Source organism: Roseixanthobacter glucoisosaccharinicivorans, assembly GCF_043195095.2.
Classification (GTDB): Bacteria; Pseudomonadota; Alphaproteobacteria; order Rhizobiales; family Xanthobacteraceae; genus NCEH01.
The window spans coordinates 3,916,635-3,940,129 of sequence record NZ_CM195538.1; the positions used below are offsets into that span (position 1 = coordinate 3,916,635).

The 23,495-nt window shown below is 66.5% G+C and carries 25 protein-coding genes; 19 read left to right on the forward strand and 6 right to left on the reverse strand.

Annotated features, from left to right (window positions below):
• The first annotated feature begins 69 nt into the window (after window positions 1-69).
• Both V5F78_RS18075 and fdxA read left to right on the forward strand, forming a co-directional pair.
• On the forward strand, window positions 70-315 hold the full coding sequence (locus V5F78_RS18075; RefSeq protein WP_394067861.1) for a S4 domain-containing protein: 246 nt from the start codon (window positions 70-72) through the stop codon (window positions 313-315).
• Window positions 316-400: 85 nt separating this feature from the next.
• Complete coding sequence (fdxA, locus tag V5F78_RS18080; RefSeq protein WP_394015662.1) at window positions 401-736, forward strand: ferredoxin FdxA; 336 nt, start codon at window positions 401-403, stop codon at window positions 734-736.
• Between the two features lie 15 nt (window positions 737-751).
• On the opposite strand, the gene V5F78_RS18085 is transcribed toward fdxA, so the two are convergent.
• Window positions 752-1,186, reverse strand: a complete 435-nt coding sequence (locus V5F78_RS18085; protein ID WP_394067718.1) for a hypothetical protein — start codon at window positions 1,184-1,186, stop codon at window positions 752-754.
• Between the two features lie 214 nt (window positions 1,187-1,400).
• On the opposite strand from V5F78_RS18085, the gene V5F78_RS18090 reads away from it, so the two are divergent.
• The 9 genes from V5F78_RS18090 to V5F78_RS18130 all read left to right on the forward strand — a co-directional run bounded on the left by V5F78_RS18090 (window position 1,401) and on the right by V5F78_RS18130 (window position 11,303).
• Complete coding sequence (locus V5F78_RS18090; protein WP_394067720.1) at window positions 1,401-3,011, forward strand: peptide chain release factor 3; 1,611 nt, start codon at window positions 1,401-1,403, stop codon at window positions 3,009-3,011.
• A 19-nt stretch (window positions 3,012-3,030) separates the two neighbouring features.
• The gene (locus tag V5F78_RS18095) at window positions 3,031-3,240 is read left to right on the forward strand and encodes a hypothetical protein (protein ID WP_394067722.1); all 210 of its coding nucleotides are present in this window, start codon (window positions 3,031-3,033) and stop codon (window positions 3,238-3,240) included.
• 69 nt (window positions 3,241-3,309) lie between these two features.
• Window positions 3,310-4,176, forward strand: coding sequence for a 2,3,4,5-tetrahydropyridine-2,6-dicarboxylate N-succinyltransferase (gene dapD, locus V5F78_RS18100; RefSeq protein WP_394067724.1), 867 nt, complete (start codon window positions 3,310-3,312; stop codon window positions 4,174-4,176).
• Window positions 4,177-4,417: 241 nt separating this feature from the next.
• A complete protein-coding gene (locus V5F78_RS18105) occupies window positions 4,418-5,440 on the forward strand; it encodes an AraC family transcriptional regulator (RefSeq protein WP_394067726.1) in 1,023 nt (340 codons plus the stop codon).
• Between the two features lie 170 nt (window positions 5,441-5,610).
• Window positions 5,611-6,567: a formylglycine-generating enzyme family protein gene (locus tag V5F78_RS18110; protein WP_394067727.1), complete on the forward strand. Its 957-nt coding sequence runs from the start codon at window positions 5,611-5,613 to the stop codon at window positions 6,565-6,567.
• Entirely contained in the window at window positions 6,564-8,042 is a 1,479-nt protein-coding gene (locus V5F78_RS18115; RefSeq protein ID WP_394067729.1) for an arylsulfatase B, read from the forward strand. The genes V5F78_RS18110 and V5F78_RS18115 overlap by 4 nt, the downstream gene beginning before the upstream one ends.
• Window positions 8,042-8,881 (forward strand): porin family protein, encoded by an 840-nt coding sequence (locus V5F78_RS18120; protein WP_394067731.1) that lies wholly within the window; start codon window positions 8,042-8,044, stop codon window positions 8,879-8,881. Before V5F78_RS18115 ends, V5F78_RS18120 begins: the two co-directional genes overlap by 1 nt.
• 205 nt (window positions 8,882-9,086) lie before the next feature.
• Window positions 9,087-10,910: an amidohydrolase gene (locus tag V5F78_RS18125; RefSeq protein WP_394067733.1), complete on the forward strand. Its 1,824-nt coding sequence runs from the start codon at window positions 9,087-9,089 to the stop codon at window positions 10,908-10,910.
• Between the two features lie 66 nt (window positions 10,911-10,976).
• Window positions 10,977-11,303: a hypothetical protein gene (locus tag V5F78_RS18130; protein ID WP_394067735.1), complete on the forward strand. Its 327-nt coding sequence runs from the start codon at window positions 10,977-10,979 to the stop codon at window positions 11,301-11,303.
• 110 nt (window positions 11,304-11,413) lie between these two features.
• Here V5F78_RS18130 and copD read toward each other — a convergent pair whose 3' ends face one another.
• The 3 genes from copD to V5F78_RS18145 all read right to left on the reverse strand — a co-directional run bounded on the left by copD (window position 11,414) and on the right by V5F78_RS18145 (window position 13,237).
• A complete protein-coding gene (gene copD / locus V5F78_RS18135) occupies window positions 11,414-12,298 on the reverse strand; it encodes a copper homeostasis membrane protein CopD (RefSeq protein ID WP_394067737.1) in 885 nt (294 codons plus the stop codon).
• Complete coding sequence (gene copC, locus V5F78_RS18140; RefSeq protein WP_394067738.1) at window positions 12,295-12,663, reverse strand: copper homeostasis periplasmic binding protein CopC; 369 nt, start codon at window positions 12,661-12,663, stop codon at window positions 12,295-12,297. Before copC ends, copD begins: the two co-directional genes overlap by 4 nt.
• A 148-nt stretch (window positions 12,664-12,811) precedes the next feature.
• Window positions 12,812-13,237: a nuclear transport factor 2 family protein gene (locus V5F78_RS18145; RefSeq protein WP_394067739.1), complete on the reverse strand. Its 426-nt coding sequence runs from the start codon at window positions 13,235-13,237 to the stop codon at window positions 12,812-12,814.
• 226 nt (window positions 13,238-13,463) lie between these two features.
• On the opposite strand from V5F78_RS18145, the gene V5F78_RS18150 reads away from it, so the two are divergent.
• The 5 genes from V5F78_RS18150 (at window position 13,464) to V5F78_RS18170 (ending at window position 17,305) form a co-directional block, all read left to right on the forward strand.
• Window positions 13,464-13,967, forward strand: coding sequence for a DUF305 domain-containing protein (locus tag V5F78_RS18150; protein ID WP_394067740.1), 504 nt, complete (start codon window positions 13,464-13,466; stop codon window positions 13,965-13,967).
• 12 nt (window positions 13,968-13,979) lie between these two features.
• Window positions 13,980-15,437: a YncE family protein gene (locus V5F78_RS18155; protein ID WP_394067741.1), complete on the forward strand. Its 1,458-nt coding sequence runs from the start codon at window positions 13,980-13,982 to the stop codon at window positions 15,435-15,437.
• Window positions 15,438-15,512: 75 nt separating this feature from the next.
• Window positions 15,513-16,043, forward strand: coding sequence for an RNA polymerase sigma factor (locus V5F78_RS18160; RefSeq protein ID WP_394067743.1), 531 nt, complete (start codon window positions 15,513-15,515; stop codon window positions 16,041-16,043).
• Entirely contained in the window at window positions 16,040-16,819 is a 780-nt protein-coding gene (locus tag V5F78_RS18165) for an anti-sigma factor family protein (RefSeq protein ID WP_394067745.1), read from the forward strand. The genes V5F78_RS18160 and V5F78_RS18165 overlap by 4 nt, the downstream gene beginning before the upstream one ends.
• A gap of 9 nt (window positions 16,820-16,828) precedes the next feature.
• Complete coding sequence (locus tag V5F78_RS18170; protein WP_394067747.1) at window positions 16,829-17,305, forward strand: hypothetical protein; 477 nt, start codon at window positions 16,829-16,831, stop codon at window positions 17,303-17,305.
• Between the two features lie 107 nt (window positions 17,306-17,412).
• On the opposite strand, the gene V5F78_RS18175 is transcribed toward V5F78_RS18170, so the two are convergent.
• Both V5F78_RS18175 and V5F78_RS18180 read right to left on the reverse strand, forming a co-directional pair.
• Entirely contained in the window at window positions 17,413-18,072 is a 660-nt protein-coding gene (locus V5F78_RS18175; protein ID WP_394067749.1) for a DUF2161 domain-containing phosphodiesterase, read from the reverse strand.
• A gap of 116 nt (window positions 18,073-18,188) precedes the next feature.
• Window positions 18,189-19,112: a LysR family transcriptional regulator gene (locus tag V5F78_RS18180; RefSeq protein ID WP_394067751.1), complete on the reverse strand. Its 924-nt coding sequence runs from the start codon at window positions 19,110-19,112 to the stop codon at window positions 18,189-18,191.
• A 318-nt stretch (window positions 19,113-19,430) separates the two neighbouring features.
• Between V5F78_RS18180 and mmsB the strand changes: the two genes are divergently transcribed.
• From mmsB to V5F78_RS18195, 3 genes are read left to right on the forward strand one after another with little or no spacing between them, the layout of a single operon-like run.
• A complete protein-coding gene (gene mmsB, locus V5F78_RS18185) occupies window positions 19,431-20,339 on the forward strand; it encodes a 3-hydroxyisobutyrate dehydrogenase (protein ID WP_394067753.1) in 909 nt (302 codons plus the stop codon).
• A gap of 27 nt (window positions 20,340-20,366) precedes the next feature.
• Window positions 20,367-21,881, forward strand: coding sequence for an aldehyde dehydrogenase family protein (locus V5F78_RS18190; protein ID WP_394067755.1), 1,515 nt, complete (start codon window positions 20,367-20,369; stop codon window positions 21,879-21,881).
• Between the two features lie 52 nt (window positions 21,882-21,933).
• Window positions 21,934-23,307 (forward strand): NAD(P)H-dependent oxidoreductase, encoded by a 1,374-nt coding sequence (locus tag V5F78_RS18195; RefSeq protein ID WP_394067757.1) that lies wholly within the window; start codon window positions 21,934-21,936, stop codon window positions 23,305-23,307.
• Window positions 23,308-23,495: the final 188 nt, after the last annotated feature.

Consider the following 23,495-nt stretch of genomic DNA (forward strand, 5'->3'; position numbering starts at 1 on the left):
GACGATTTTCGCGACGAGGACGCGCCGGGTGGGCAGTTTCCCGAAGCCGGCGCGCCCCAGCGTCAGCGGCTGGACCGCTGGCTATGGCACGCAAGGGTGGTGCGCGCGCGCAGCGACGCGGCCGGCCTCATCCGCTCCGGCCATGTGCGTGTGGATAGCGCCCGCGTGCTGAGCGCGGGCTATTCCGTGCGCGAGGGCCAGGTGGTGACCGTTGCCCTTGATCACGGCGTGCGGGTGCTGCGCGTCCGCGCCTTTATTGATCGGCGCGGAGATGCTACATCCGCGCGTGAGCTATTTGATGAAATAACATCCTGACAAAGTAAAAAGCGTGTGTGCGGCGTTCGCCTCGCTTGCACGCTGCGCCGGGCTGGAGTAGTCCGGCGCGCGAAAGGGATAAGCCATGACCTATGTCGTCACCGAGAACTGCATCCGCTGCAAGTACATGGATTGCGTCTCCGTGTGCCCGGTGGACTGTTTCTACGAGGGCGAGAACATGCTCGTGATCCACCCCGACGAATGCATCGACTGCGGGGTGTGCGAGCCGGAATGCCCGGCCGAGGCGATCAAGCCCGATACCGAGCCGGGCCTTGAGAAATGGCTGTCGCTGAATGCCGACTACGCCAAGAGCTGGCCCAACATCACCTTGAAGCGCGACGCCCCGCCGGACGCCAAGGAATGGGACGGCAAGCCCGGCAAGGAAGAGCTGTTCTCCCCCGAGCCCGGGCAGGGCGACTGAGCGGTTTTCCTCGGCTCAGGGCCAGGTTTTCAGCATTTCATACTGCGACAGGGCCAGCGCGCCCTGCGCATCGAGATAAGCGCGGCCGAACGGCGCCGCGCGCAGCGCATCCACATCCTGATAGATCGTGCCGCCCAAGGGCGGCTGCGCCCCCGCCTTGCGGCAGGGAACGGCGAGGGTGACGTCCTGGCCCACCGCATAGGCCGCGCCCCGCTCCACCGCCTTCACCTGCCCGTTCACCTGACAGGCGCCATACCCCTCCGATGGCGGCGTCACGGCATTGACGGCGATCACGATGACGCTCGCCGCTTCCTTCCGCGCCTGCTCATAATATTGCGGCGCCAGCAGCGCCTGGGCCGGAGCTGAGAGCCCCGCAAGCATTAACGCCGCAATGCCCGCCTTCACGAAGCCCGCCGCCGCGGGAAAACCCGCGCCGCCGTGCCGCCTCATGCCCACGCCCGCCATGCTCCGCCCCCCTCTGCGCGGCTTTTTGCGGCGCGGACACGATCATAGCGACCCCGCGCGACCATGGCATGGCACAGATCGTCCGCGCGGAGCGGATCGGCGCCGGGTTCTCCGGCCCCTCCCGCCGCATATCGCCCAAGGAAAAGGAGGCGCACGCGAGACCGTTTCTCGCGCCGGCATTTCGGATTATAAGGCGCGCATGCTCGATCCCACCGCCCATGTCACGGCGCCTTCCGCCGACGCCCCCGATTTTGCGCACCGGCGCACCTTCGCCATCATCTCCCATCCCGACGCGGGCAAGACCACGCTGACGGAAAAGCTGCTGCTTGCCTCCGGCGCCATCCGCATGGCCGGCCAGGTGCGCGCGCGCGGCGACCGCCGCCGCACCCGCTCCGACTGGATGGAAATCGAGCAGCAGCGCGGCATTTCCGTCACCTCCTCGGTGATGACCTTCGAGCGCGACGGGATCGTCTACAACCTGCTCGACACGCCCGGCCACTCGGACTTTTCGGAAGACACCTACCGCACCCTCTCGGCCGTTGACGCGGCGGTGATGGTGATCGACGCCGCCAAGGGCATCGAAAGCCAGACCCGCAAGCTGTTCGAAGTGTGCCGCCTGCGCGACATCCCCATCTTCACCTTCATCAACAAGGTGGACCGCGAGGGCCTCGAACCGCTCGGCCTGATGGACGACATCGCCGCCACCCTGGCGCTGGATCTCACGCCCTTCACCTGGCCGGTAGGCATGGGCACGGATTTCCGCGGCCTCATCGACGTGCCCAACAAATGCGCCCGCTTCGCCGAGGAGCGCGGCGGCCTGCTGACCCGCTTGGTGCCTTTCGAGCAGCCCGAAGACCTGCTTGAGGTCGAGGGCATCGACCCGCGCATCATCGCCGAGTCGGTCGAAGGCCTCACGCTCGCGCTCGGCGTGCTGCCTGCGTTCGATCTGGAGAGCTTCCGCGAGGGCCATCTCTCGCCGGTGTTCTTCGGCAGCGCCATCAAGGAGGCGGGCGTGGGCGAATTGCTCGCCGGGCTCGGCACCTTCGGCCCGAGCCCCCTGCCGCGCAGCGCCAACGGCCGCATCGTGCAGCCGGAGGAAGACAATGTGTCCGGCTTCGTCTTCAAGGTTCAGGCCAATATGGACCCGAACCATCGCGACCGCGTCGCCTTCGTGCGCCTGTGCTCGGGCACCTTCAAGCGCGGCATGAAGCTCTACAACGCCCGCGAGAAACGCCACATGGCGATCGCCAACCCCATTTTCTTCTTCGCCCAGGAGCGAGAGACGGTGGACGAGGCAGTGGCGGGCGACATCATCGGCATTCCCAACCACGGCATGCTGCGCGTCGGCGACACCTTGTCCGAGGGCGAGGTGATCCGCTTCGAGGGTATTCCCGACTTCGCCCCCGAAATCCTGCGCCGGGTGCTGCTGGCGGACCCCATGAAGGCCAAGCAGCTGTCCAAGGCGCTGCAGGACATGGCGGAAGAGGGCGTGGTGCAGGTGCTGCGGCCGATCTCCGACCCCTCCCCCATCGTCGGCGTCGTGGGCACGCTGCAATTGGACGTGCTCTCCTCGCGGCTGGAAAAGGAATATGGCGTTCCCATCCGCTATGAGAGCGTCTCCTTCGTGACCGCCCGCTGGATCATCGGCGATCGGCTGGAGATCGAGCGCTTCATCGAAACCAGCCGCTCCTCCATCGCCCGCGACCGCGACGAGGCGCCGGTCTATCTCGCCCGCAGCCAATGGGTGCTCGATCGCGCCATCGAGGAATGGCCCAAGCTGAAATTCGTCTCGGTGAAAGAGCGCGGCTGAGCGAAACGAAGGGGGGCATATGTTCACTCTGATGAGTTTCATTATTTTAGGGCTTATCGGATGGGCTGCGAACAAAGCCAATAACTCCGACCGCCCCACCTACAATCAAAGCGAAGGCACAGACTATGGGCCTCTCCTGCTTCATATACGCCAAGATTTGAAGCTCCTGGTCTTTGTCTTAGGGTTCATTGCGATAATGCTTGGCATTATTGCCGATAAAATTAGCTGATGTGCGACTTGGTAGATATTAACGTACTTCGCTATTCCGCAAACGAATGATGGTAATTGGAGTTAGGTCATGTCTGTGCCTGCCGTCGCCGCCGCCAATCCCGATCTCGAACTGATCATAGACGCGGCCTTCGAGGCCCGCGCCGAGATCGGCTTCGACACCGCCGGCCCCGTGCGCGATGCGGTGAACGCGGCGCTTGCCTTGCTCGACGCCGGCAAGATGCGGGTCGCCGAGCCGCTCGCCGATGGCAGTTGGCACGTCAATCAATGGCTGAAGAAGGCGGTGCTGCTCTCCTTCCGCCTCAACGACATGGAAGCCATTCCCGGCGGCCCCGGCGGCGCCCATTGGTGGGACAAGGTGCCCTCCAAGTTCGAAGGCTGGGACGAGAGCGAATTCCGCGCCGCCGGCTTCCGCGCGGTGCCCGGTGCCATCGTGCGCCGCTCGGCCTATATCGCGCCGAACGTGGTGCTCATGCCCTCGTTCGTGAACCTCGGGGCCCATGTGGGCGAAGGCTCCATGGTCGACACCTGGGTGACGGTCGGCTCCTGCGCGCAGATCGGCAAGCATGTGCACCTTTCCGGCGGCGTGGGCATCGGCGGCGTGCTGGAGCCGCTCCAGGCCGGCCCGGTGATCATCGAGGACGATTGCTTCATCGGCGCCCGCTCGGAAGTGGTGGAAGGCGTGGTGGTGCGGCGTGGCTCCGTGCTCTCCATGGGCGTGTTCATTTCCGCCTCCACCAAAATCATCGACCGGGAGACCGGCGAAGTGTTCGTGGGCGAGGTTCCGCCTTATTCCGTGGTTGTGCCCGGTGCCCTCCCCGGCAAGCCGCTGCCCGACGGCCGGCCCGGCCCCTCGCTCTATTGCGCGGTGATCGTGAAGCGCGTGGACGAAAAGACCCGCGCCAAGACCTCCATCAACGACCTGCTGCGCGACTGAGCCGGGTGCGGGCGCCGATCCCGGTGCCCGCGTCCTCCCCCGACCCCGCCGCGCGCCCCAAATTGTCCCGGGCGAAGCCTGCCGCCCGGCGCGAGATCGACGCCTCCGCGCGGGCTGCCGGGCCGTATCCCCACGCCGCGATGCGCTATGCGGGTCCGCGGGCGGAATGATAGAAATCCGGCTGGGGGCCACTTGAGCCGCCCCGCCGGCCGCGTCAGATGCGGACTTTGGATCACCGTGCATGTGGGACCGACATCCGATCCGCCTGGCGCTCGTTCACATGCTGCCGCAGGTTGCCCAGGAGCGTGGCATCGCGCTCGCACCCCTGCTGGCGAGGGCCGGTATTGCCGGCGCGCTGGAGCCGGACGGGATTGTCGCGCGCGCGCAGATATCGACCCTGCTGCAGGAAACCGCGCGCCAAGCCGGTGATCCTTCGATCGGCCTCGATCTTGCGGCCAGCGCGGACCCCATGCGGCTCGGCCCATCCGGGCGTGCTCTGTTTTCGGGACGGACACTGCGCGAATGCCTTGCGGCCCAGGCCTGGCATATGCCGACGCTTCAGGGCGGGGTGCGTCTCGCGCTTGAGGAGCGCGACGGACGCGCCTCGTGGCGTCAATATTTCGAGGACAGCGACCCCCGCCATAGCGACGTGCTCAATGAGGGCGTTGCAGGTTTTATGGTCGGTGCCTTGCGCGCCATTGCCGGTCCCGACGGCGGCACGCTGAAGGTGAGCCTGCCGCACCTGCGGCGCGCGCCGGTCCGCGCCTATGAGGACAAGCTGGCGGCGGACGTCACATTCGGCACCGGCCAGGGCCTCGTCATCAGCTTCGACGCGCATTGGCTCGACCGGCCGAATCCACTGTTCGACGCCGCACGGGCGCAGATGGAAGGCACGGCGATCCCTGTCATGCCGTGGGACGGACGGGACGATGCGGCGCTGCTCGCCATGCTGGAACGCCTGATTTCGGTGGCCGCGCTCGCCGGAACGCTCTCGCTCATGGATGCGGCGCGCAGCCTCGGCCTGCCGCCGCGCACGCTTCAGCGGCGCCTGGCTGGCCTCGGCACCTCATTTGAGGTGCTGGTGGATCAGTGGCGGCGGGAGCAGGCGCGGCAGCACCTCGCGCAAAGCGCGATGCCGATCGCCTCCATCGCCCGGCAACTGGGCTACAGCGATCCCGCGCATTTCATCCGCGCCTTCCGCCGCTGGGAAGGGCACACGCCGTTCGCCTGGCGCCGCGCCGCCGTGGCGCCAAATGGCAATTGAGAGGAATGGCGGCGCCTTATAAACCTCGCCCTTGTGCGGCCCATCGGCCGTGACGCCTCGATGCTACGACCCGTGGGGCGGCGCAAAGGCGGGATGGCAACGGAGCCGCGATGCAGGCGACATCTATGCTCCAAGCCGGGGCCGATCCTGCAAGCGCCGCGATCGCTGACATGATCTGGATTCCCGGTGGGGCCTTCACCATGGGCTCAGACCACCATTATCCCGAGGAAGCGCCGGCCCATCGCGTCCTCGTCGACGGCTTCTTCATGGACCGCACGCCCGTCACCAACCGTGCTTTCGCCGACTTCGTCGCTGCGACCGGCCATGTGACGCTGGCGGAGCGGACGCCGCGTGCCGAGGACTATCCCGAAGCCGATCCGCGCCTGCTTGTTGCGGGCTCCCTGGTCTTCGCGCCGCCACAAGAAGCAGCATCGCACGCCGACCCGATGGGCTGGTGGCACTTCATGCCCGGCGCCGACTGGCGCCATCCGCAAGGACCCGGCAGCGATCTGTCCGGCGGTGAAGATCACCCCGTCGTGCATGTCTGCCACGGCGATGCGCGCGCTTATGCGCTCTGGCGCGGCAAGGACCTGCCGAGCGAGGCCGAATGGGAATTCGCCGCGCGCGGCGGCCTCGAGGGTGCGGAGTTCGCCTGGGGCGACGAGCTGGTGCCGGGCGGCGTTCACCGCGCCAATACCTGGCAGGGCGCGTTTCCGTACCAGAACCTGGCCGAGGACGGCCATGTCGGCACCTCGCCGGTCACCGCCTTTGCACGCAATGGCTACGGCCTCTTCGACATGATCGGCAATGTCTGGGAATGGACCGACGACTGGTACGCTCCCCATCCGTTCGCTGATACCGCGAAAGCCTGCTGCCTGCCGCGCAATCCGCGTGGTGGCCGGCCGCAGGACAGCCTTGATCCGGCCAGCCCCGGCGCGCCGCGCAAGGTGCTGAAGGGCGGTTCGCATCTGTGCGCGCCCAGCTATTGCCGGCGCTACCGTCCCGCCGCCCGCCAGCCACAGACCCTCGACACGGCCTCGGTGCATATCGGTTTTCGCTGCATCCGCCGTGTCGCCCCCCCCCCTGAGCCCATCCTTTGGACGATCCGATATCGAGGACTGACTTGACCGATCGTGATGCCTCTTCCCCGCCCGCGCTTTCCTTCGCCCCGAGCCGACGAGATGTGCTGGCCAGCGGCGCCGGCTTCCTGGCCGCCGTCTCCGGCCTCTCCCTGCTCGCTTCCGGCGCCCGTGCGCAGAACGCGCCGCGCCCGCACATTCTCTACATCATGGCCGACGATTTGGGCTTTGCCGATGTCGGCTTCCACGGCTCGGACATCCGCACGCCGCACATCGACGCGCTGGCGGCGGGCGGCGCCAAGCTGAGCCAATTCTACACCCAGCCCCTTTGCACGCCGACCCGCGCGGCGCTGATGACCGGACGCTACCCGATGCGCTACGGCCTTCAGGTGGGTGTAATCCCCTCCGGTGCCCATTATGGCCTTGCGACCGACGAATTCCTGCTGCCGCAGGCGCTGAGAGAGGTCGGCTACCGCACGGCGCTGGTCGGAAAATGGCATCTCGGCCATGCTGACCGGAAATACTGGCCGCGCCAGCGCGGCTTCGACTATTTCTACGGCCCGCTGGTCGGCGAGATCGAGCATTTCAAGCACGAGGCGCACGGCGTCACCGACTGGTATCGCGATAATGCGCTGCTGAAGGAAGAAGGCTACGACACCGAGCTGTTCGGCGCCGACGCGGTCCGCCTGATCGGCGGGCACGACCCGAAGACGCCGCTCTTCCTCTACCTTGCCTTCACCGCCCCGCACACGCCGTACCAGGCGCCGCAACATTATCTCGACCAATATGCGGGCATTGCCGATCCGCAGCGCCGGGCCTATGCGGCGATGATCACAGCCATGGACACGCAGATCGGCAAGGTGATGGCGGCGCTGGAGGCGCGCGGTCTGCGGGAGAATACGCTGATCGTCTTCCACAGCGACAATGGCGGCACGCGCAACAAGTTGTTCGCCGGCGAGGGCGCGGTCGCGGGCGACCTGCCCCCGAACAACACGCCGCTGCGCGAAGGCAAGGGCTCCCTCTATGAGGGCGGCACCCGGGTGGTGGCGCTCGCCAACTGGCCCGGCCGCATCGCGCCGGGCACGGCGGACGGCGTTATGCATGTGGTCGACATGCTCCCGACGCTGGCCAAGCTCGCCGGTGCCCAGCTCGGCAAAGCCAAGCCGCTCGACGGCGCCGATGTCTGGCCCGCCCTTGCGACGGGACGGCCGGGGCGCGCCGAAGTGCTCTATAATGTCGAGCCGACCCAGGGCGCGGTGCGCGAGGGCGACTGGAAGCTCGTCTGGCATGTGGCGCTGCCGCCCAAGGTCGAGCTGTTCGACCTCGCCAAGGACCCATCGGAAAGCACCGACCTCTCCGCCGCCCACCCCGACAAGGTGGCGCAGATGCAGCAGCGCGTGGTGGAGTTCGCACGCACCATGGCGCCCCCGCTCTTCTACAGCGCCGCGTTGAAGTCGACCCTTTCCGCGCCCTTGTCGACGCCCGGCGAAGCGCTCTACGAGATGGGCCTGGAGAACGACTGATGCGCGCGCCCCGTTTTCCAGCCGCTCGCGCTTTCTGCGCCGCGGGTCTGTTCGGCGTCGCGTCCTTGCTGACGCTCGCGGGCACCGCACCGGCGCGCGCGGCCGATCTGCCGGCCCCGGTGCCGGCTCCTCCTCCCCTGGTCACGGGGGTTAATCCCGATGCACCGGTGTTTTTCGGTACGCTTTATCTCTGGGGCAGCTCGCTCGCCGGCACCACCTCGACCCTGCCGCCCCTGCCGGCCACACACATTGACCTCAGCTTCAAGGATGTGCTGGAGGACCTCAACGGCGCCATCATGGGCGCGGGAGAAATGCGCGTCGGACGCTGGGGTTTCCTCGCCGACGTGATGTTCACCCAGGTGACGCCCACCGGCACCTTGCCGGGCCCCTTCCAGTCCGACGTGTCGGTGCGCTCGCGCAGCCTGACCTTATCGGCGGACGCGCTCTACCGCTTCTACGACTCCGACACGCTGAACGTCGATGCCGGCGCGGGCCTGCGCTACTGGCGCCTCGGCAACAGGCTCACCATCGACCCGTTCGTCCTGCCGACCTCGATCAGCTACAGCCAGACGGAGAATTGGGTCGATCCGGTGATCGCCGGCCGCATCCAGGCCCGGCTCGGCGGTCCGTGGAGCGTGACGCTCTTCGGCGACATCGGTGGCTTTGGCGTGGGCTCGCAATCAACCTGGCAGGCGATCGGCACCGTCAATTACCAGTGGAACGAGAAGCTCGCCCTGCGCGCCGGCTATCGCGCACTCTCGGTCGATTATGAAAACGGCAGCTTCCGCTATGACGTGCTGATGCAGGGCCCGATCCTCGGCGCCACCTATCGCTTCTAGGGCCGGATCGGCCTGCAAGGACAGCGCCCCCCGACCGTCCGGCGACGGGAAGCGCGCGCTTGGCAAGGCGCCACTCCGACTGAGCGAATTGACACGATTTTTACCGCCCGCGCATAACGTAACCTGCTGGAAGGCGGGTGATTTGCGGTGCCAGGTGGCCAATCGCACAGTTGCACATCGCCGAAAACCGAAGGGGGATTGCAGGATGTGCATCGCGTGTGATTGGGCACCCTATTTCGAGGCGTTCGGCCGGGCGAGCGGCCTGAACCGCCGGTCGGTTCTCAGCGCCGGCATGGCGATGACGGCAGCGGCAGCCATCGCGCCCATCTTCCGCGCGACCGAGGTGAGGGCGCAAGACACCCGCGCGACCGCTGCCGGCGATGGCGCAGCCGATTTCGTGTTCCGCAACGGCCCGGTCTATACGCTCTCTGGCACGCAGCCCTGGGCGAAAGCGGTCGCGGTGCGCGGCAAGACCATCATCCATGTGGGCGACGAGGCCGGCGCCATGGCGCTCGCCGGCCCGAAGACGCAGATCATAGACCTGAAGGGCCGCCTGCTCATGCCAGGCTTCGTCGAGGGGCACACCCACCCCTTGCTTGGCGCCTTCCTCACGTCCGGCATTGATCTCCAACTGCCGACCCTGAAGGATGCGCTCGCCGCCATCGAGCAATATGCGAAGGAAAACCCCACCGGCCCGATCCGCGGCTTCGGCTGGCGCGTCGACATGTTCCCGCCCGAGGGCCCGAGCCGCGCCGAACTCGACCGGATCCTGCCCGATCGGCCGGCCTTCTTCTTCGCCATCGATGGCCACAGCCTCTGGGTGAATTCCAAGGCGCTGGAGATGGCGGGCGTCAACCGCGACACGCCGGACCCCATCCCGCGCTTCAGCTATTACGCCCGTGACGAGAAAGGCGAGCCAACCGGCTACGTGCTGGAGGTGAATGCGGTGCTCTCCCTCGTCAACGCGGTGGAGCCGATCACTGCCGCGGCCCTGGGCAAGCTGCTGGAGGGCTGGCTGCCCAAGGCCGCCGCCGCCGGCATCACCTCGATCTTCGACGCCGGCGTTCCACCCATCGGCTCCGACCAGGCCGCCGTGATCAATCTCTATGTGGACGCCGAGAAGCGCGACGTCCTCCCGTTCCGGGTCTCGGCCTCCTATTCGGTGAAGAGCCTGCCCATCGACGATGTGGTCGAGAAGATGAAGGACGTGCGCAGCCGGGTTTCGAGCGAATTGGTCCATGTGGATATCGTCAAGATCGTCGGCGACGGCTCGCAAGGCGGCTATACGGCATGGCTGATCGAGCCCTATGCCGACATGCCCAGCTCGACCGGCGCCTCGCCCTTCACCGAGGAGCAGTGGCACCAGCTTATCGGCGCCGTCGATGCCGCTGGCTTTGACGTGCATGTTCATGCCTGCGGCGAGCGCACGGCGCGCGTGGCCCTCGATTCGATCGAGAAGGCGATCGCCGTGAACCCCAAGCGCGACCGCCGCAACGCCATCGCCCATCTGGTCTATGTGGAGGACAGCGACAATCCGCGCTTCGCAAAGCTGGGCGTGACGGCTCAATTTTCCGCCAATTGGTCGTCGGCCGATCCGGACACGCTGGTGAACATGACCGCGCGCTACGGGCAGCCGCGCGCCAGCCGGATGTACCGGACGAAGACCATTCTCAACCAAGGCGGGCGGGTGTCGTTCGGCACCGATTGGCCTGCGGCGGGCTATTTCTCCACCTACAAGCCGCTCGATTCCATCGAGGTGGGCGTCACCCGGCAGCTGATCGGCAAAGCCGATGCCCCCGTGCTGGCGCCGGCCGACGAGCGACTGACGGTGGCCGAGGCCATTCACGCCAACACGCTCGGCGCCGCCTACCAGATCCGCATGGAGGACAAGGTGGGATCGCTGGAGGTGGGCAAGCTTGCCGACCTGATCATTCTCGATCGCAACATCCTCGAAGGCGACCCGCGCGATATCCACAAGGCGAAGGTGGAGCTGACCATGATGAACGGCAAGATTCGCCATAAGGCATAAGCACGGTGCCCGCTCTGGCAATGGCGGCGCACGCGCCGCCCGAACACGCGTAGATAGGAGGATGTCATGAAACCGCTTTTCGGACTGCTGGTGCTTTTATCGGTGCTCGGCAGCCTTTCCGCCCAAGCTCAGCCGCTTCCCGAAATCTGCTCAAAGAAGAAATCCTGCTTCATGACCTTCGACGGCCCGGACCGAAGCTTCTGCCAGGCCTATGTCGAGGGGCAATCGTGCTTCATGGCCTTCAACTCTTCGGTCGATCGCGGCTGGTGCCAGCACCTGCGGGAGGGCAAATCCTGTATGATGGCGCTCGACGGCGACGCACGGCGCGACTGCGAGGCGGGCCGCATTCCCCGCGAACACCGCCATTGGATGCGGCTTTGCAATAGTTGGTAGGGGCTGAAAGCCTGCCTCCGTGGCCTCGCGGGGCGGCGGGGTTTGGCGGCGTTTGATCGCTGTCATCGCCGCGCCCCCCTTGGCACGGGGGTGTCCAGCCAGCACATAGCTCAGCTTGGATCCATCAGACCGAACACCGCCACCAATGCCAGCACACCCGCGCCGAGGGTGATCTCAACGAATGTCCCGATACGGATGCTTGCGACGGCGCGCTCGGGCCCGGCCCGAAGGCGCGGCACGAAGACATAGCGGTTGAGAACCGCAATTGCGGTCATGGCGAGGACCAGAACGATCTTCACATCGAGCAGGCGCTGATACGGCGAGGCCGGATCGACCGGCCATCGCCCGAGGATGAGTGCGGTATTGACAATCCCGGTCGCGATGACCGTTGCCACGGCACTATGCCCGAGACATGAGAAGCGGCGGAGCGCCGTCGTCGCCTCCGTCCTCAGGAGCGGGTCCCGCAATCGCCCGAGGCACGCCGGCAGGAGGAGGAGCGCTCCAATCCAGAAGCCGCCCGACAACAGATGCAGGCCATGATTGAAGATATGCAGCGTGCGCCGCGCACCTTCGTCCATCTGGGCATGGCCGGAGAGGGAGAGGCTCGCCAGCAGCAGAGCGGCGAGCCCGGCGTGTATTCTGCCCGGGCGCGAGCGCATGGCGAAGGCCGTCGCCGTGAGCAGTGCGAGACCCATGCGCAGCATCCATGCCCAGCCGATCATCGTGCCGAAGGCGAGCGTTAATAGCGTCACCCCGTCAATGGCCGACGGCCAGCCACCACCGATGACGGCCGCTTCAATCGGCAGCCAGGCGATGCTGGCAGCGACGGCGACAACGGCCGCGGCCCTCAGGCCGGCGCCCGCTACAGAGCCGATCTCACGGCCGAGGCGCGGCGGCGCAAGGCAGGCGATGAAGCATCCCGCACCAAACAGGGCGATCGCCGCCGCCGAGAACAACAGCCGGCAGAGGGCCAGTGCTGTCTCGGGCGCGATCACGGGCTTACGGTGAACGAGTAGGAACCGTGGGTGGTGTGGCCATCCTTGGAAAGCGCATGCCATTCGACGGTATATCTGCCGGCAGCAAGCGGGGCGTTTAGCGGAACGCTCATCTGCTTGTCGTCGCCGGGCGCGAGCACGGGCTTGCCGGTCGGGATGGGCTGGCCGCTCGCTTCCTTGAGGGTGACCCCGCTGAGACCGATCTCAAGGCCCTCCGAGAAGCCGAGCGAAAGGGTGCTCGGCGAGGCCGCCACCGCATCGTTGGCGGCGGGCGTCTGCGTTGTGAGATGGGCATGGGCGAGGGCGGCGCCGGCGGATAGGACGCTGAAGGCGAGGGCGAGCACGGGGGCAATCGGACGTTTCATGTTCTGGATCCTCAACCACAATCTGGGCCCTTGCGCGGAGCCGCGATCGCGCTTTGTCGATGTCGCGCCGGGCAGCGGGACGTTCGGGTGACACATCGGGCGCGGCAGCCCGCGAAGGGGGCGGCGCATCGCCGCCCCACGGGCTCGCTCAGTAGCTTGCGGCCGGATTGACCTGCCAGATCTCGTCGGCGAGCTTGCCGTCGCGATAGAGCAGTATGTAGCGCACCTTGACGGTGTTCTTGCCGGCGAAGGTGACGTCTGCCGTCACCGTGCCGCCCTTGGGGTTGGCGGCTTCGGTGGTCGTGGCGATGGTCGCCTTCTGGCTGCCCTGCGCAGCGAAGAACTTCGTCCAGACCTCCTTGATCTTGTCGGCCTGGCCATAAGTGCCGTCGAGCGGGCCACCGACCCAGTGCAGGGTCGCGGCGGGAGCATAGGCGGAGGTGACGGAGGCGAGATCACCGCTGGCGATCGCCGCGATGCGGGTCTTGGCGAGGTCCTCGGCGGGGCCGGCCATCGCCGAGGAGGCGGAGGCGGCGAGGAGAGCGAGACCGGCGGCAAGGATGGGAAGGCGCATGGTGTGGTGTCTCCAGGAGTGGCTATGTAGTCGGAGACTCCCCGCGCGACGGTTTATTCCCGCCTGCCGCATGATTTTCGCTTTTCTCTTTTCGGCATCCCACGCGAGCTGCCGACGCCGGACGCCCGGGGCTAATCCAGAGAAAATTTCGTGCCGCGCCGGAATAATCGGGCTTCCGGGGTGTCCAACCTCCTGAAGGCGCCATCGCGCCGAAGGAGAAGAGTCCATGCGACAACGACATCTCGTCTGTGTCGGCGCAGTGCTGGCCGCGTGCCTCGCCGGCGCCGCCGCACAGGCCCATGACCACGTCCATCCCGACGCGGCCGCGGTCGCCAGCACGGCCCCCGCCAGCGATGAAACGCCCTTCCTCGCCGAGAACGCGGCCGCCATGGACAAGATGATGGCGGACATGGAGGTCAAGCCGACCGGCGATATCGAAGCCGATTTCACGGCGATGATGATCCCCCATCATCAGGGCGCCATCGACATGGCGGTGGCCTATCTGCGCTACGGCAAGAACCCGCAGCTGCGGCGCATCGCGCAGGAAATCGTGGTCGAGCAGCAGCAGGAAATCGTCGCGATGCGCCTCGCGCTTGGCCAGCCCCTGCCCCCCTCCGCGCCGGCACAGACCCAGCCGGATGCCGCTTCCGCCCCGCCTCATCCCGCCCAGGGCAATGCGCCCATGGCGCACGACGCCCCCATGACGCAGCCGGCCGCTCCGGCGAAATAGGAAAGACCACCGATGAACAAGACCATCCTGCGTGTGCTGCTCGCCAGCACCATTCTGGCGTGCGCGGTTCCGGCCTTTGCCGGTGAAGCCCCCTTCGCCGCCTCCGCGCCGGCGATCGCGGTGAGCAGCCATGACCGCGTCTATGCGGCGGAACAGTTCTCCAACACCGTCTCGGTCACCGATCCGGCCACCAACAAGCTGCTCGGCGTCATCCGGCTCGGCGATCCGCAGCCGGGCAATTTCAGCCCTCTCTACAAGGGGCAGGTGCTGGTCCACGGCATGGGCTTCTCGCCGGACCGCAAAACCCTCGCCGTGGTGTCGATCGGCTCGAATTCCGTCACCTTCATCGACACCGCGACCAATGCCGTGAAGCACACCACTTATGTCGGCCGCTCGCCGCACGAGGCGTTCTTCACCCCGGATGGCAAGGAAGTCTGGGTGACCGTGCGCGGCGAAGATTATATCGCCGTGCTAGATGGGGCGACCTATGAGGAGAAGACCCGCATCAAGGTTCCCAACGGCCCGGGCATGCAGATCTTCTCGCCCGACGGAAAATACGGCTATGTCTGCTCCTCCTTCATGCCCGAGACGGTGGTGATCTCCACCGCCGACCATCAGATCGTCGGCCATGTGAAGCAGGAGAGCCCCTTCTGCCCGAACATCGCGGCGTCACCCGACGGCAAGCAGGTGTGGTTCACGCTGAAGGACATCGGCAAGACCCAGGTGTTCAACGCGCAGCCGCCCTTCGACGTGATCAAGACGATCGAGACCGGCCCCATCACCAACCACGTCAATTTTGCCCATAACGCCCACGGCAGCTTCGCCTATGTGACGGTGGGCGGGCTTAACGAGGTGAAGGTGTTCCGCACCGACGATTTCTCGCAGGTCGCGACGATCCCGGTCGGCAAGCTGCCGCACGGCATCTGGCCGTCGGGCGATGGCTCGCGGGTCTATGTCGGGCTTGAAAATGCCGATGCGCTCGCCGCCATCGACACGCTGACCAACACCGTGATCGCCACGATCCCGATCGGCCAGGCGCCGCAGGCGGTGAACTATGTCCCCGGCGCGGTGCCCGAGGGCGACGGCATGCAGAACCTCCAGCCGCTCGGTGTGGCGGGGCAGACCGTGCATCTCACCCTCAGCCCGGACGGCAAGGGAGAGGCGAAGGCGCCCACCAGCATCTCGCTGTTCGATCAGGGGCTGATCCAGATCCTGCAGGCCTCCGTCACCGGGCTGACGCCGAAGAAGCCCTATGTGCTGGCGCTCGCCAGCCAGCCGGACGGCAAGGGCACGCTGGAGCCGCTCTCGACGTTCATGACCAACCCCGCAGGTTCCGCTATCGTCAACGCCGCCGGACCCATCCGGCAGATCGTACAGAACGATGCGAAGGCACAGCGCCGCTATCTCGTCATCGCCGAAGGGACGACCGCGCACACCGGCGCCGTCGTCCAGCACCAGACGCTCGACTGACGCCTCCGGGCCCAGAACGGAGGAGAAGGCGGGCCGCTCTCGCAGGAGAGGCCCGCCTTCCGGGAAGGAGATGTCATGAACCACGAGATGGTGCGCCTCATCGAACCGCTCATTCCCGCGCTCAGGCGCTATGCCCGCGCGCTGATGCGCGAGCGGGCGGCGGCGGATGATCTGGTGCAGGACTGCCTGGAGCGCGCGATCAGCCGCTGGCACCAGAGGCGCCAGGACGACGATGCGCGGGCCTGGATCTTCGCGATCCTGCATAACCTCGCCATGACGCGGCTGCGCCGGGCGGCACAGCGCCCGATCCATGTCGCGCTCGACGATGCCGAGGCCGCGAACCTTTCATCTGCGGCCGCGCAGGAGGATCGCCTGCGCTACCGCGACCTCCTCAATGCTCTGACCCAACTGCCCGATGAACAACGCACCGTGCTCCTGCTGGTCACCGTCGAGCAGCTCTCTTATGCAGATGCGGCGCGGGTGCTCGATCTGCCGATCGGCACCGTGATGTCGCGGCTGTCGCGCGCCCGCGAGCGCCTAGCCAAGCTGATGTCAGCCGAACCGCGTGCGCATGTCTCGCCGCCTTACCTTCGGAGCGTGAAATGACCCCTCGCCCCATCACTGAAGACGATCTCAACGGCTTCATCGACGGCACGCTCGATCCCGAACGTCAGGCCGAGGTCGGCGCTTATCTCGATGCCCATCCCGAGGTGGCCGGGCGCATCGCCACCTATGCCGAGCAGGGCGACATGCTGCGCGCCGCCTTCGCGCCGGTGATCGAGGAGCCGGTGCCCACCGAGCTCGACCTGTCCCGCATGATCGAGGACCGCCGCCGCCCGCGGCCGATCCCGCGCTGGGCGATGGCCGCCGCGGCCGTTCTGCTCGTCTGCGCCGGCGGCCTCGGCGGCTGGTCGCTGCGGGACATGGTGATCCCGCCCTCGGAAGGCGTGCAGGCGCTCGCGCGGGAAGCGGTAGCGAGCTATGCCGCCTATGCGCCCGATCAGGTCCGCCCGGTCGAGATCCGCGCCATCGACCGGGACGTGCTCGCCAATTGGACGAGCAAGCGCATCGGCCGCCCGGTCGCCATTCCGGACCTGACCACGGCCGGTTACCGGCTCATGGGCGGGCGCGTCGTGCCGACCGAGCACGGGCCGGCCGCCCTGTTCATGTATGACGACGACCGCGGCACACGGCTGGTAATGCTGGCGCGGCCGATGCGCGGCGCGCCCGACATGCCGATGGCGCCGCACGTGGACGGCGACCTCAACGGCCTCGCCTGGGCCGAGCAGGGCCTCGGCTACAGCCTGGTCGGCGCCGTGTCGCCGAACCTTCTGCACCCGCTGGCGGACGAGGTTCGCCGCCAGATCCGCAGCGAGGCCTGAGGGGTGAGAATGACACTTGCTACTTACGCGAGGGCGCTGCTCGCCGGCATGGTCGCGCTGGTGGTCAATTTTGCCCTGCTGGGCCTCGCCGACCGACTCTGGATCGTGACCGCGCGCGGGGGCTTCCAGCGGCTGGTGAAGTTGTGGACCGGGCCCGTGCTGCACAGGCTTGGCGTCGACCGCATCTGGATCGCGCTTCACCTCCCGGACCCCAATGGCGCGCTCTTCACCAATGGCTTCAAAGTCGCCGTAGGCTTGGCGTTCGCGGTGATCTATGTGTGGATCCAGCCGCTTCTGCCAGGTTCGGCGCCCGAGAAGGGCCTTCTCTATGCGCTGCTGGTCTGGGTGGTCAATGCGGCGGTCGTACTCCCGGCCCTCGGTCAAGGTTTCGCCGGCATCAACACGCTCAGCAGCGTCGGCATTCTCTCCTTCGCCATCGCCCACACCGCCTTCTTCCTTGTGCTTGCGGGGCTGAGCGAGAGTTGAGCGGTGGCGAGGCCCCGCCATAGGCTTTCAAGCCGCCAGCCGGCCCGCAACCTTGACGCCGTATCTGCTTTGCCTCTTTCGCATTCCTGGTGGGAACGCCTTCGCCTTCATGGGAGGGCTGCAGCGTGCCACGACGCCAATGCGCTCCGCCCCAGATCGGTCAGCGCGTAGACGCCGCGCTCCGAACGCTCAAACCACCCGTACACGTTGCGGCGAAGAATTTTCTGGGCATCAGGGCATGCGTGTTTCAGGTCGCGCGGACGCTGCGGCGCGGATGCCATCGCTGCAGCGCAGGCAAGGGCCTGCTGCCGATACGCCGTCATGATGGGTTTGCGTGTGCCTCCGCCTGCAACGGGGTCCCCCTGACGTCGCTTATGCTCCTCCACCAGTCTCGATCGTCGGCGGGCGTTGTTCCGTGGCATTGGCGCGGCCGGAGAAACGAGGACGTCGACATGCCCCAATGCCGAAACGCCCAGCAAGCCGAAGCCGAGGCGACGGCAGAGATTGCGATAGCGTGGGTCGCTTTCCCGCCCCTTGCCCTTGGCGGAGAGGCGCGCCGCCAGCCAGACCTCATCGCCGCAGGTTGCCCGATCGACACCTTGAAGAATGAGTTCGAGGTTGAACGCCAGCTTCAGTTCGCCGATCACCACCACCGCCGGATCATCATCCCGCAAGCCAACCATGTCACAGGGCCCGACCTCGCCCTTTACGGTGTAGCCAAGCTGCTCAAGGAAGCGTTTGACGGGCTCATAAAGGGACGTTTCCACATCGCGCCTCCGGCTGGACCGCGCTGAACATGTCCCACCTATGGTTTAGGGGTGGCAAACAGCGGCGATGTTGTCCCCGGAAACGATGCCTCCGCACCAGCAGCGGACATCGGCGCTCATCCGAAAGCCGGCATTGGTGCCGCGGGCAGAAACATCGATCGCTTGTCGCGCACGACCTCTGAGATGAACTTCATGATCACCTTGATGCGCGGGACATTGTGCATGTCGGAATGGCACAAGATCCAATAGGTCCGCATGATCCGCACCGTATCCGGTAGAACGCGCCGCAGACTTGATTCTCGGTCCGCCATGAAGCAGGGCAAGATGCAGAGTCCCGCCCCGCCGAGGGTGGCGGACATTTGTGTAATCACGTTCGATATCTTCACCGAGGGGTCAATTCCCGGGAAGGTCGAGGAGAAGTAATCCAGCTCCGGGGCGAAGACCAGGTCGTCGATATAGCCGACGAAACGATGATGGATCAGATCCGCGCGGTCCTTCGGCGCGCCATGGGCCTCGAGATAGGCTGTGCATCCATAGAGGCCGAGTTCGTAGTCGGTAAGCTTCTGGGCATGCAGGCGACCGCTTGGAGGGCGGGACAACGCAATCGCCACATCCGCCTCCCGCCGCGACAGGCTGAACGCGCGCGGCATCGCCACGAGTTCGATCATGAGGCCCGGGTAGCTTCGCGACAATTCGCCGATGCGCCCACCCAGGCAATAGGTGCCGAAAGCCTCGGGCGCCCCGAGCCGGACCACGCCGGTCAGCGCGATGCGCGGGTCGGCATGGTTGGAGAGGATGCCCACGGCTGTGGCTTCAATGGCTTCGGCGCGTACGACCAGCGCTTCGCCATCGGCCGTGAGGCTGTAGCCGGTGGGGCGCCGGTCGAACAGCTTCATCGCCAGCGCCGCCTCCAGCCGCGTGATGCGGCGACTGAGGGTCGTGTGCTCGATCGACATGGAACGCGCCGCTTCCGTCAGCCGCCCGGTGCGGGCGATGGCCAGAAACGCTTGCAGATCGTCCCAGTTGAAGGTCGCGGCCATGTGTCAATCCCATCGCACCGGTTGTGCGAAATTTAACATAGATCACCCGCCCGCCTTGTTCCTTAATCCCCACGCACTCATCCCATCGATTTTTCCCGAGCCAATCAGATTGATGGAGGCGAGGCACAAGTTCGGCATCAGACCGATCGTCATCTTTGGGAGGTTAAGCCAATGGTACGGCGTAATTTTTTACGCATCGGCATGGTGTTGCCCCTGCCCTGGGTCACGAACGCATGGGGCGCCGGCGGCTGCCCGCTCGTCACGAAGGCCGCGAACTGATCCGGCCCGCACTTTCTTCTCACACAAGGCAGGTTATCGATGGCGAAGGTTGGCTTTCTCGGGTTGGGGCGCATGGGTTTTCCCATGGCCCGCAACCTCGCGACCGCAGGGCATGACGTTCACGTCTTCGACCCCAGCGATGAGGTTTGCCGCAAGGCTGCGGAGGCCGGCTTGAAGACGGCTTCGCGCGTCGACGCGGCGGTGGAAGGGGCGGATTTCGTGATCACCATGGTGCCGACGGGGCGCCATGTGCTCGAAATCTTCCTGGGCGATGACGGCGTGCTTGCGAAGATGGCCAAGGGCAGCATGGCCATCGATTCCTCCACCATCGACACCGCGGATGCGCGCCGTCTTCATGCGGCGGGGCGCGAACGCGGCATCGCAGTGCTCGATGCCCCGGTGTCCGGCGGGGTCATGGGCGCGGAAGCGGGCACGCTGACCTTCATGGTCGGCGGCAGCGCGGAGGATCTGGAACGGGCCCGCCCCGTGCTCGAGGCCATGGGGCGCCGCATCTTCCACGCTGGCGAGCCGGGGGTCGGGCAGGCCGCCAAGCTCTGCAACAATCTGCTCGCGGGCATTTCCATGATCGCCGTGTCTGAGGCCTTCGCGCTGGCGCGGCACCTCGGGCTCGATGCGCGCAAGATGCAGGAAATCTCGGCGGTCTCGACCGGCGGGTGCTTCTCGCTGACCAATTACCCGCCGGTGCCCGGCCTCGTGCCGAACGTGCCTTCCAGCCGGGAATATCGCAACGGGTTCGCCTCCCAGCTGATGCTGAAGGACCTCAAGCTGGCCCAGCAGGCCGCGATCCAGTCCGGCACGGCTCTGCCCCTGGGCGGCCTCGCTGCGGCGCTCTACGGAATGTTCTGCCAGGCGGGCAACAGTGAGCTCGATTACTCCGCCATCATCAAGCTGATCGAGGGCGATGGTGTGCGGACATCAGACGCGTGAGCTGATGATTCCGAAAGAGAAGACATCATGAATACTTTACATAACCCCGCCACCCCGGCCGCAGTCGCCTTCCAAACCCGTTCCATGCTGATCGGCGGAGCCTGGCAGGCGGCGGCTTCCGGGGAAACGATCACGGTCGAAAATCCCGCGCGCCGTTCGCCCATCGGCGAGGTGCCCCGCGCGCGGGCGGTCGATGTGGACCGGGCCGTCCAGGCGGCGGCGGCCGCATTCCCCGGCTGGGCGCGGATCGCGGCACGCGAGCGGGGCCGTTTGCTCGCGCGCATCGGGGAGGCGCTGGAGGCGCGGCTCGAGGAGCTCGCCCGCACCATCTCGGCGGAAACCGGCAATGCCCTGCGCACGCAGGCGCGCGGCGAGGCACGCATGGTGGCGGACGCGTTCCGCTATTTCGGCGGCCTCGCGGGCGAACTGAAGGGGCTCACCATTCCCCTCGGCGAAGGCGTGCTGAGCTACACGCGCCGCGAGCCCATCGGCGTCACGGGCGCCATCGTGCCCTGGAACGCGCCGGCCCAGCTCGCGGCGCTGAAGATCGCCCCGGCGATCTGCGCCGGCAATACCATCGTGCTGAAGGCGGCGGAGGACGCGCCGCTCGCAGTGCTTCTGATCGCGGAAGTCTGCCAGGAGCATCTGCCGCCGGGCGTGGTCAATGTGGTCACCGGCTATGGGGAGGAGTGCGGCGCTCCCCTCGCCGGCCATCCGCTGGTGCGCAAGGTCAGCTTCACCGGGTCCACCGGGGTTGGAAAGGCAATCATGCGCGCGGCATCCGATCGCCTTGCGCCGGTATCGCTTGAACTCGGCGGCAAGAGCCCGTCGGTCGTCTATGAGGATGCCGACGAGGATTGGGTGGTGGACGGCATCATCGCGTCCATGCGCTTCACCCGGCAGAGCCAGTCCTGCACAGCAGGCTCGCGCCTGTTTCTCCATGCCGACATCTTCGAGCCGTTCCTCGAAAAGCTGGTGGCCCGCACTTCCGCACTCAGGATCGGCGATCCCCTGGACGAGGCGACCGACATCGGCGCCATCATCAACGAACGCCAGTTCAAGAAGATCTGCGGCTATGTGGAGGAGGGGCTCGGCCGCTCCGAGGCGCGGCTCGTGATGGGCGGCCTGCCGCCGCGCGAGGGTCCTCTGTCGGAAGGCTATTTCGCTCTCCCGACGATCTTCGCCGACACGTCAAACGAATGGCGGCTGGCGCGGGAGGAGATCTTCGGGCCGGTGCTGGTGGCGATACCCTGGCGCGACGAGGCCGAGGCGATCCGCATGGCGAACGACAGCCATTACGGCCTCGCGGCTTATGTCTGGACCCGCGACATCGGCCGCGCGCTGCGCACCGCCCATGCCATCGAGGCGGGGTGGGTGCAGGTGAACCAGGGCGGCGGGCAGGCGCTCGGGCAATCCTACGGCGGCGTGAAGGAAAGCGGCATCGGCCGAGAAATGTCCCTGGAAGGCATGCTCGACAGCTTCACTGAGACCAAGAGCGTGAACGTGAGCCTCACCATCCCGCCGCCCACGCCACGCGCCTGACACGGGCCGCCGCGGACTTTTTGCTCGGAATACAAAGACAAAGGCCAAGCCGATGAATCTTTACGCCAAATTGCTCGAACGCCAAGATGCCGGGCGCCCCGTGACGGTGGGCCTGATCGGCGCCGGAAAGTTCGGAACCATGTTCCTCGCCCAGGCCCGCACCACGCCGGGCATGCATGTGGTCGCGGTGGCGGATCTGAATGTTTCCCGTGCCGCCGCGCAGCTCAAGCTCTCCTGCTGGCCACAGGAGCAATATGCCGCCACCTCGTTCGCCGATGCCGCCCGCAACGGCAGCACCTATCTCACCGACGACGCCGACGCCCTGGTCCAGGCGCCCGAGATCGAAGTGGTGATCGAAGCGACCGGCGACCCCAAGACCGGCGTGCGTCTCGCCCTCGGCGCCATCGCGGCGGGCAAGCACATCGTGATGGTGAATGTGGAAGCGGACGTGCTCGTGGGCCCGCTTCTCGCCCGCAAGGCGCGGCAGGCGGGCGTCGTCTATTCGCTGGCCTGGGGCGATCAGCCCGCCGTGGTGTGCGAGCATGTGGACTGGGCGCGGGCGAGCGGCTTCAAGGTGGTCGCGGCCGGCAAGGGCACGCGCTACCTGCCGCATTTCCACCAATCCACGCCGGAGACCATCTACGACATCCTGGAAGGCTTCATCGACGTTTCGGATCGCTCCACGATCAACCCGAAGATGTTCAACAGCTTCTTGGATGGCACCAAGTCCGGCATCGAGATGACCGCCATCTGCAACGCCACCGGCCTGCATGCGCAGACCAATGGCCTGTCCTTCCCGCCCGCCTCGCGCTTCGAGATTTCCAACGTCTGCCGCCCGCGCAGCGATGGCGGAAGCCTGGAGAAAGCCGGCGTCACCGAATGTGTCTCCTCGGTGCGGCGCGACGGCTCGCCGATCCCGCATGAATTGAGCCACGGTACGTTCGTCGTGTTCGAGGCGGCGGAGGACAATGCCTACAGCCGCGAATGCCTGCGGGAATATCATGCCCTGCCCGACAGCACGGGACGCTATGCGACCCTGTACCGGCCGATCCATCTGAACGGCATGGAGCTTGGCATTTCGGCGGCCTCGGCAGCATTGCGCAATGAGCCGACGGGCGTACCGATCTGCTTCAATGCGGACGTATCTGCCACCGCCAAGCGCGCGCTGCGGGCGGGGGAAGTGCTGGATGGCGAGGGCGGCTTCTGCGTGTGGGGCAAGCAGGTGCCCGCCGAAATTTCCCTGCGCGAAGGCTATCTGCCGCTCGGCCTCGCGCAGCATGTCAGTCTCATCCGCGATGTGTCGGAAGGCGCCTGCGTCACCTGGGACGACGTGGCGATTGATGCCGCCGACCCGGTGGTCCGGCTGCGCCGCGAGATGGAGCGGGAATTCGGGCCAGACACGCGCGCGGTCGAGGCTGCGCAATAAACGCACGCGAGGGTTTGCTCCCGGGGCAGCCCTCGCTCCACCCCAAACCGCATACGGGGCTTCTGCCGTGGACGCTCGCGCGCTCGTATTTACCGGTCGTCTTCGCGTGCGATCTTTGGTCAGAAAAATAAGCCTCAAGCTTTTGAGGCAGGCTGTTCGCAGCGTTTTGAAATGAATGGCGATAGAGA

Excerpts from the sequence above, each read along its gene's own strand:
- V5F78_RS18180 (WP_394067751.1), bottom strand. The coding sequence starts at position 19,112 with ATGGCCGCGACCTTCAACTGGGACGATCTGCAAGCGTTTCTGGCCATC.
- V5F78_RS18090 (WP_394067720.1), top strand. The coding sequence starts at position 1,401 with ATGCTCGATCCCACCGCCCATGTCACGGCGCCTTCCGCCGACGCCCCC.
- V5F78_RS18125 (WP_394067733.1), top strand. The coding sequence starts at position 9,087 with ATGTGCATCGCGTGTGATTGGGCACCCTATTTCGAGGCGTTCGGCCGG.
- V5F78_RS18170 (WP_394067747.1), top strand. The coding sequence starts at position 16,829 with ATGACACTTGCTACTTACGCGAGGGCGCTGCTCGCCGGCATGGTCGCG.
- V5F78_RS18105 (WP_394067726.1), top strand. The coding sequence starts at position 4,418 with ATGTGGGACCGACATCCGATCCGCCTGGCGCTCGTTCACATGCTGCCG.
- V5F78_RS18145 (WP_394067739.1), bottom strand. The coding sequence starts at position 13,237 with ATGCGCCTTCCCATCCTTGCCGCCGGTCTCGCTCTCCTCGCCGCCTCC.
- V5F78_RS18190 (WP_394067755.1), top strand. The coding sequence starts at position 20,367 with ATGAATACTTTACATAACCCCGCCACCCCGGCCGCAGTCGCCTTCCAA.
- V5F78_RS18160 (WP_394067743.1), top strand. The coding sequence starts at position 15,513 with ATGAACCACGAGATGGTGCGCCTCATCGAACCGCTCATTCCCGCGCTC.
- V5F78_RS18155 (WP_394067741.1), top strand. The coding sequence starts at position 13,980 with ATGAACAAGACCATCCTGCGTGTGCTGCTCGCCAGCACCATTCTGGCG.
- V5F78_RS18165 (WP_394067745.1), top strand. The coding sequence starts at position 16,040 with ATGACCCCTCGCCCCATCACTGAAGACGATCTCAACGGCTTCATCGAC.
- V5F78_RS18120 (WP_394067731.1), top strand. The coding sequence starts at position 8,042 with ATGCGCGCGCCCCGTTTTCCAGCCGCTCGCGCTTTCTGCGCCGCGGGT.
- V5F78_RS18110 (WP_394067727.1), top strand. The coding sequence starts at position 5,611 with ATGATCTGGATTCCCGGTGGGGCCTTCACCATGGGCTCAGACCACCAT.
- V5F78_RS18095 (WP_394067722.1), top strand. The coding sequence starts at position 3,031 with ATGTTCACTCTGATGAGTTTCATTATTTTAGGGCTTATCGGATGGGCT.
- V5F78_RS18130 (WP_394067735.1), top strand. The coding sequence starts at position 10,977 with ATGAAACCGCTTTTCGGACTGCTGGTGCTTTTATCGGTGCTCGGCAGC.
- fdxA (WP_394015662.1), top strand. The coding sequence starts at position 401 with ATGACCTATGTCGTCACCGAGAACTGCATCCGCTGCAAGTACATGGAT.
- V5F78_RS18085 (WP_394067718.1), bottom strand. The coding sequence starts at position 1,186 with ATGAGGCGGCACGGCGGCGCGGGTTTTCCCGCGGCGGCGGGCTTCGTG.
- dapD (WP_394067724.1), top strand. The coding sequence starts at position 3,310 with ATGTCTGTGCCTGCCGTCGCCGCCGCCAATCCCGATCTCGAACTGATC.
- V5F78_RS18150 (WP_394067740.1), top strand. The coding sequence starts at position 13,464 with ATGCGACAACGACATCTCGTCTGTGTCGGCGCAGTGCTGGCCGCGTGC.
- V5F78_RS18195 (WP_394067757.1), top strand. The coding sequence starts at position 21,934 with ATGAATCTTTACGCCAAATTGCTCGAACGCCAAGATGCCGGGCGCCCC.
- mmsB (WP_394067753.1), top strand. The coding sequence starts at position 19,431 with ATGGCGAAGGTTGGCTTTCTCGGGTTGGGGCGCATGGGTTTTCCCATG.
- copC (WP_394067738.1), bottom strand. The coding sequence starts at position 12,663 with ATGAAACGTCCGATTGCCCCCGTGCTCGCCCTCGCCTTCAGCGTCCTA.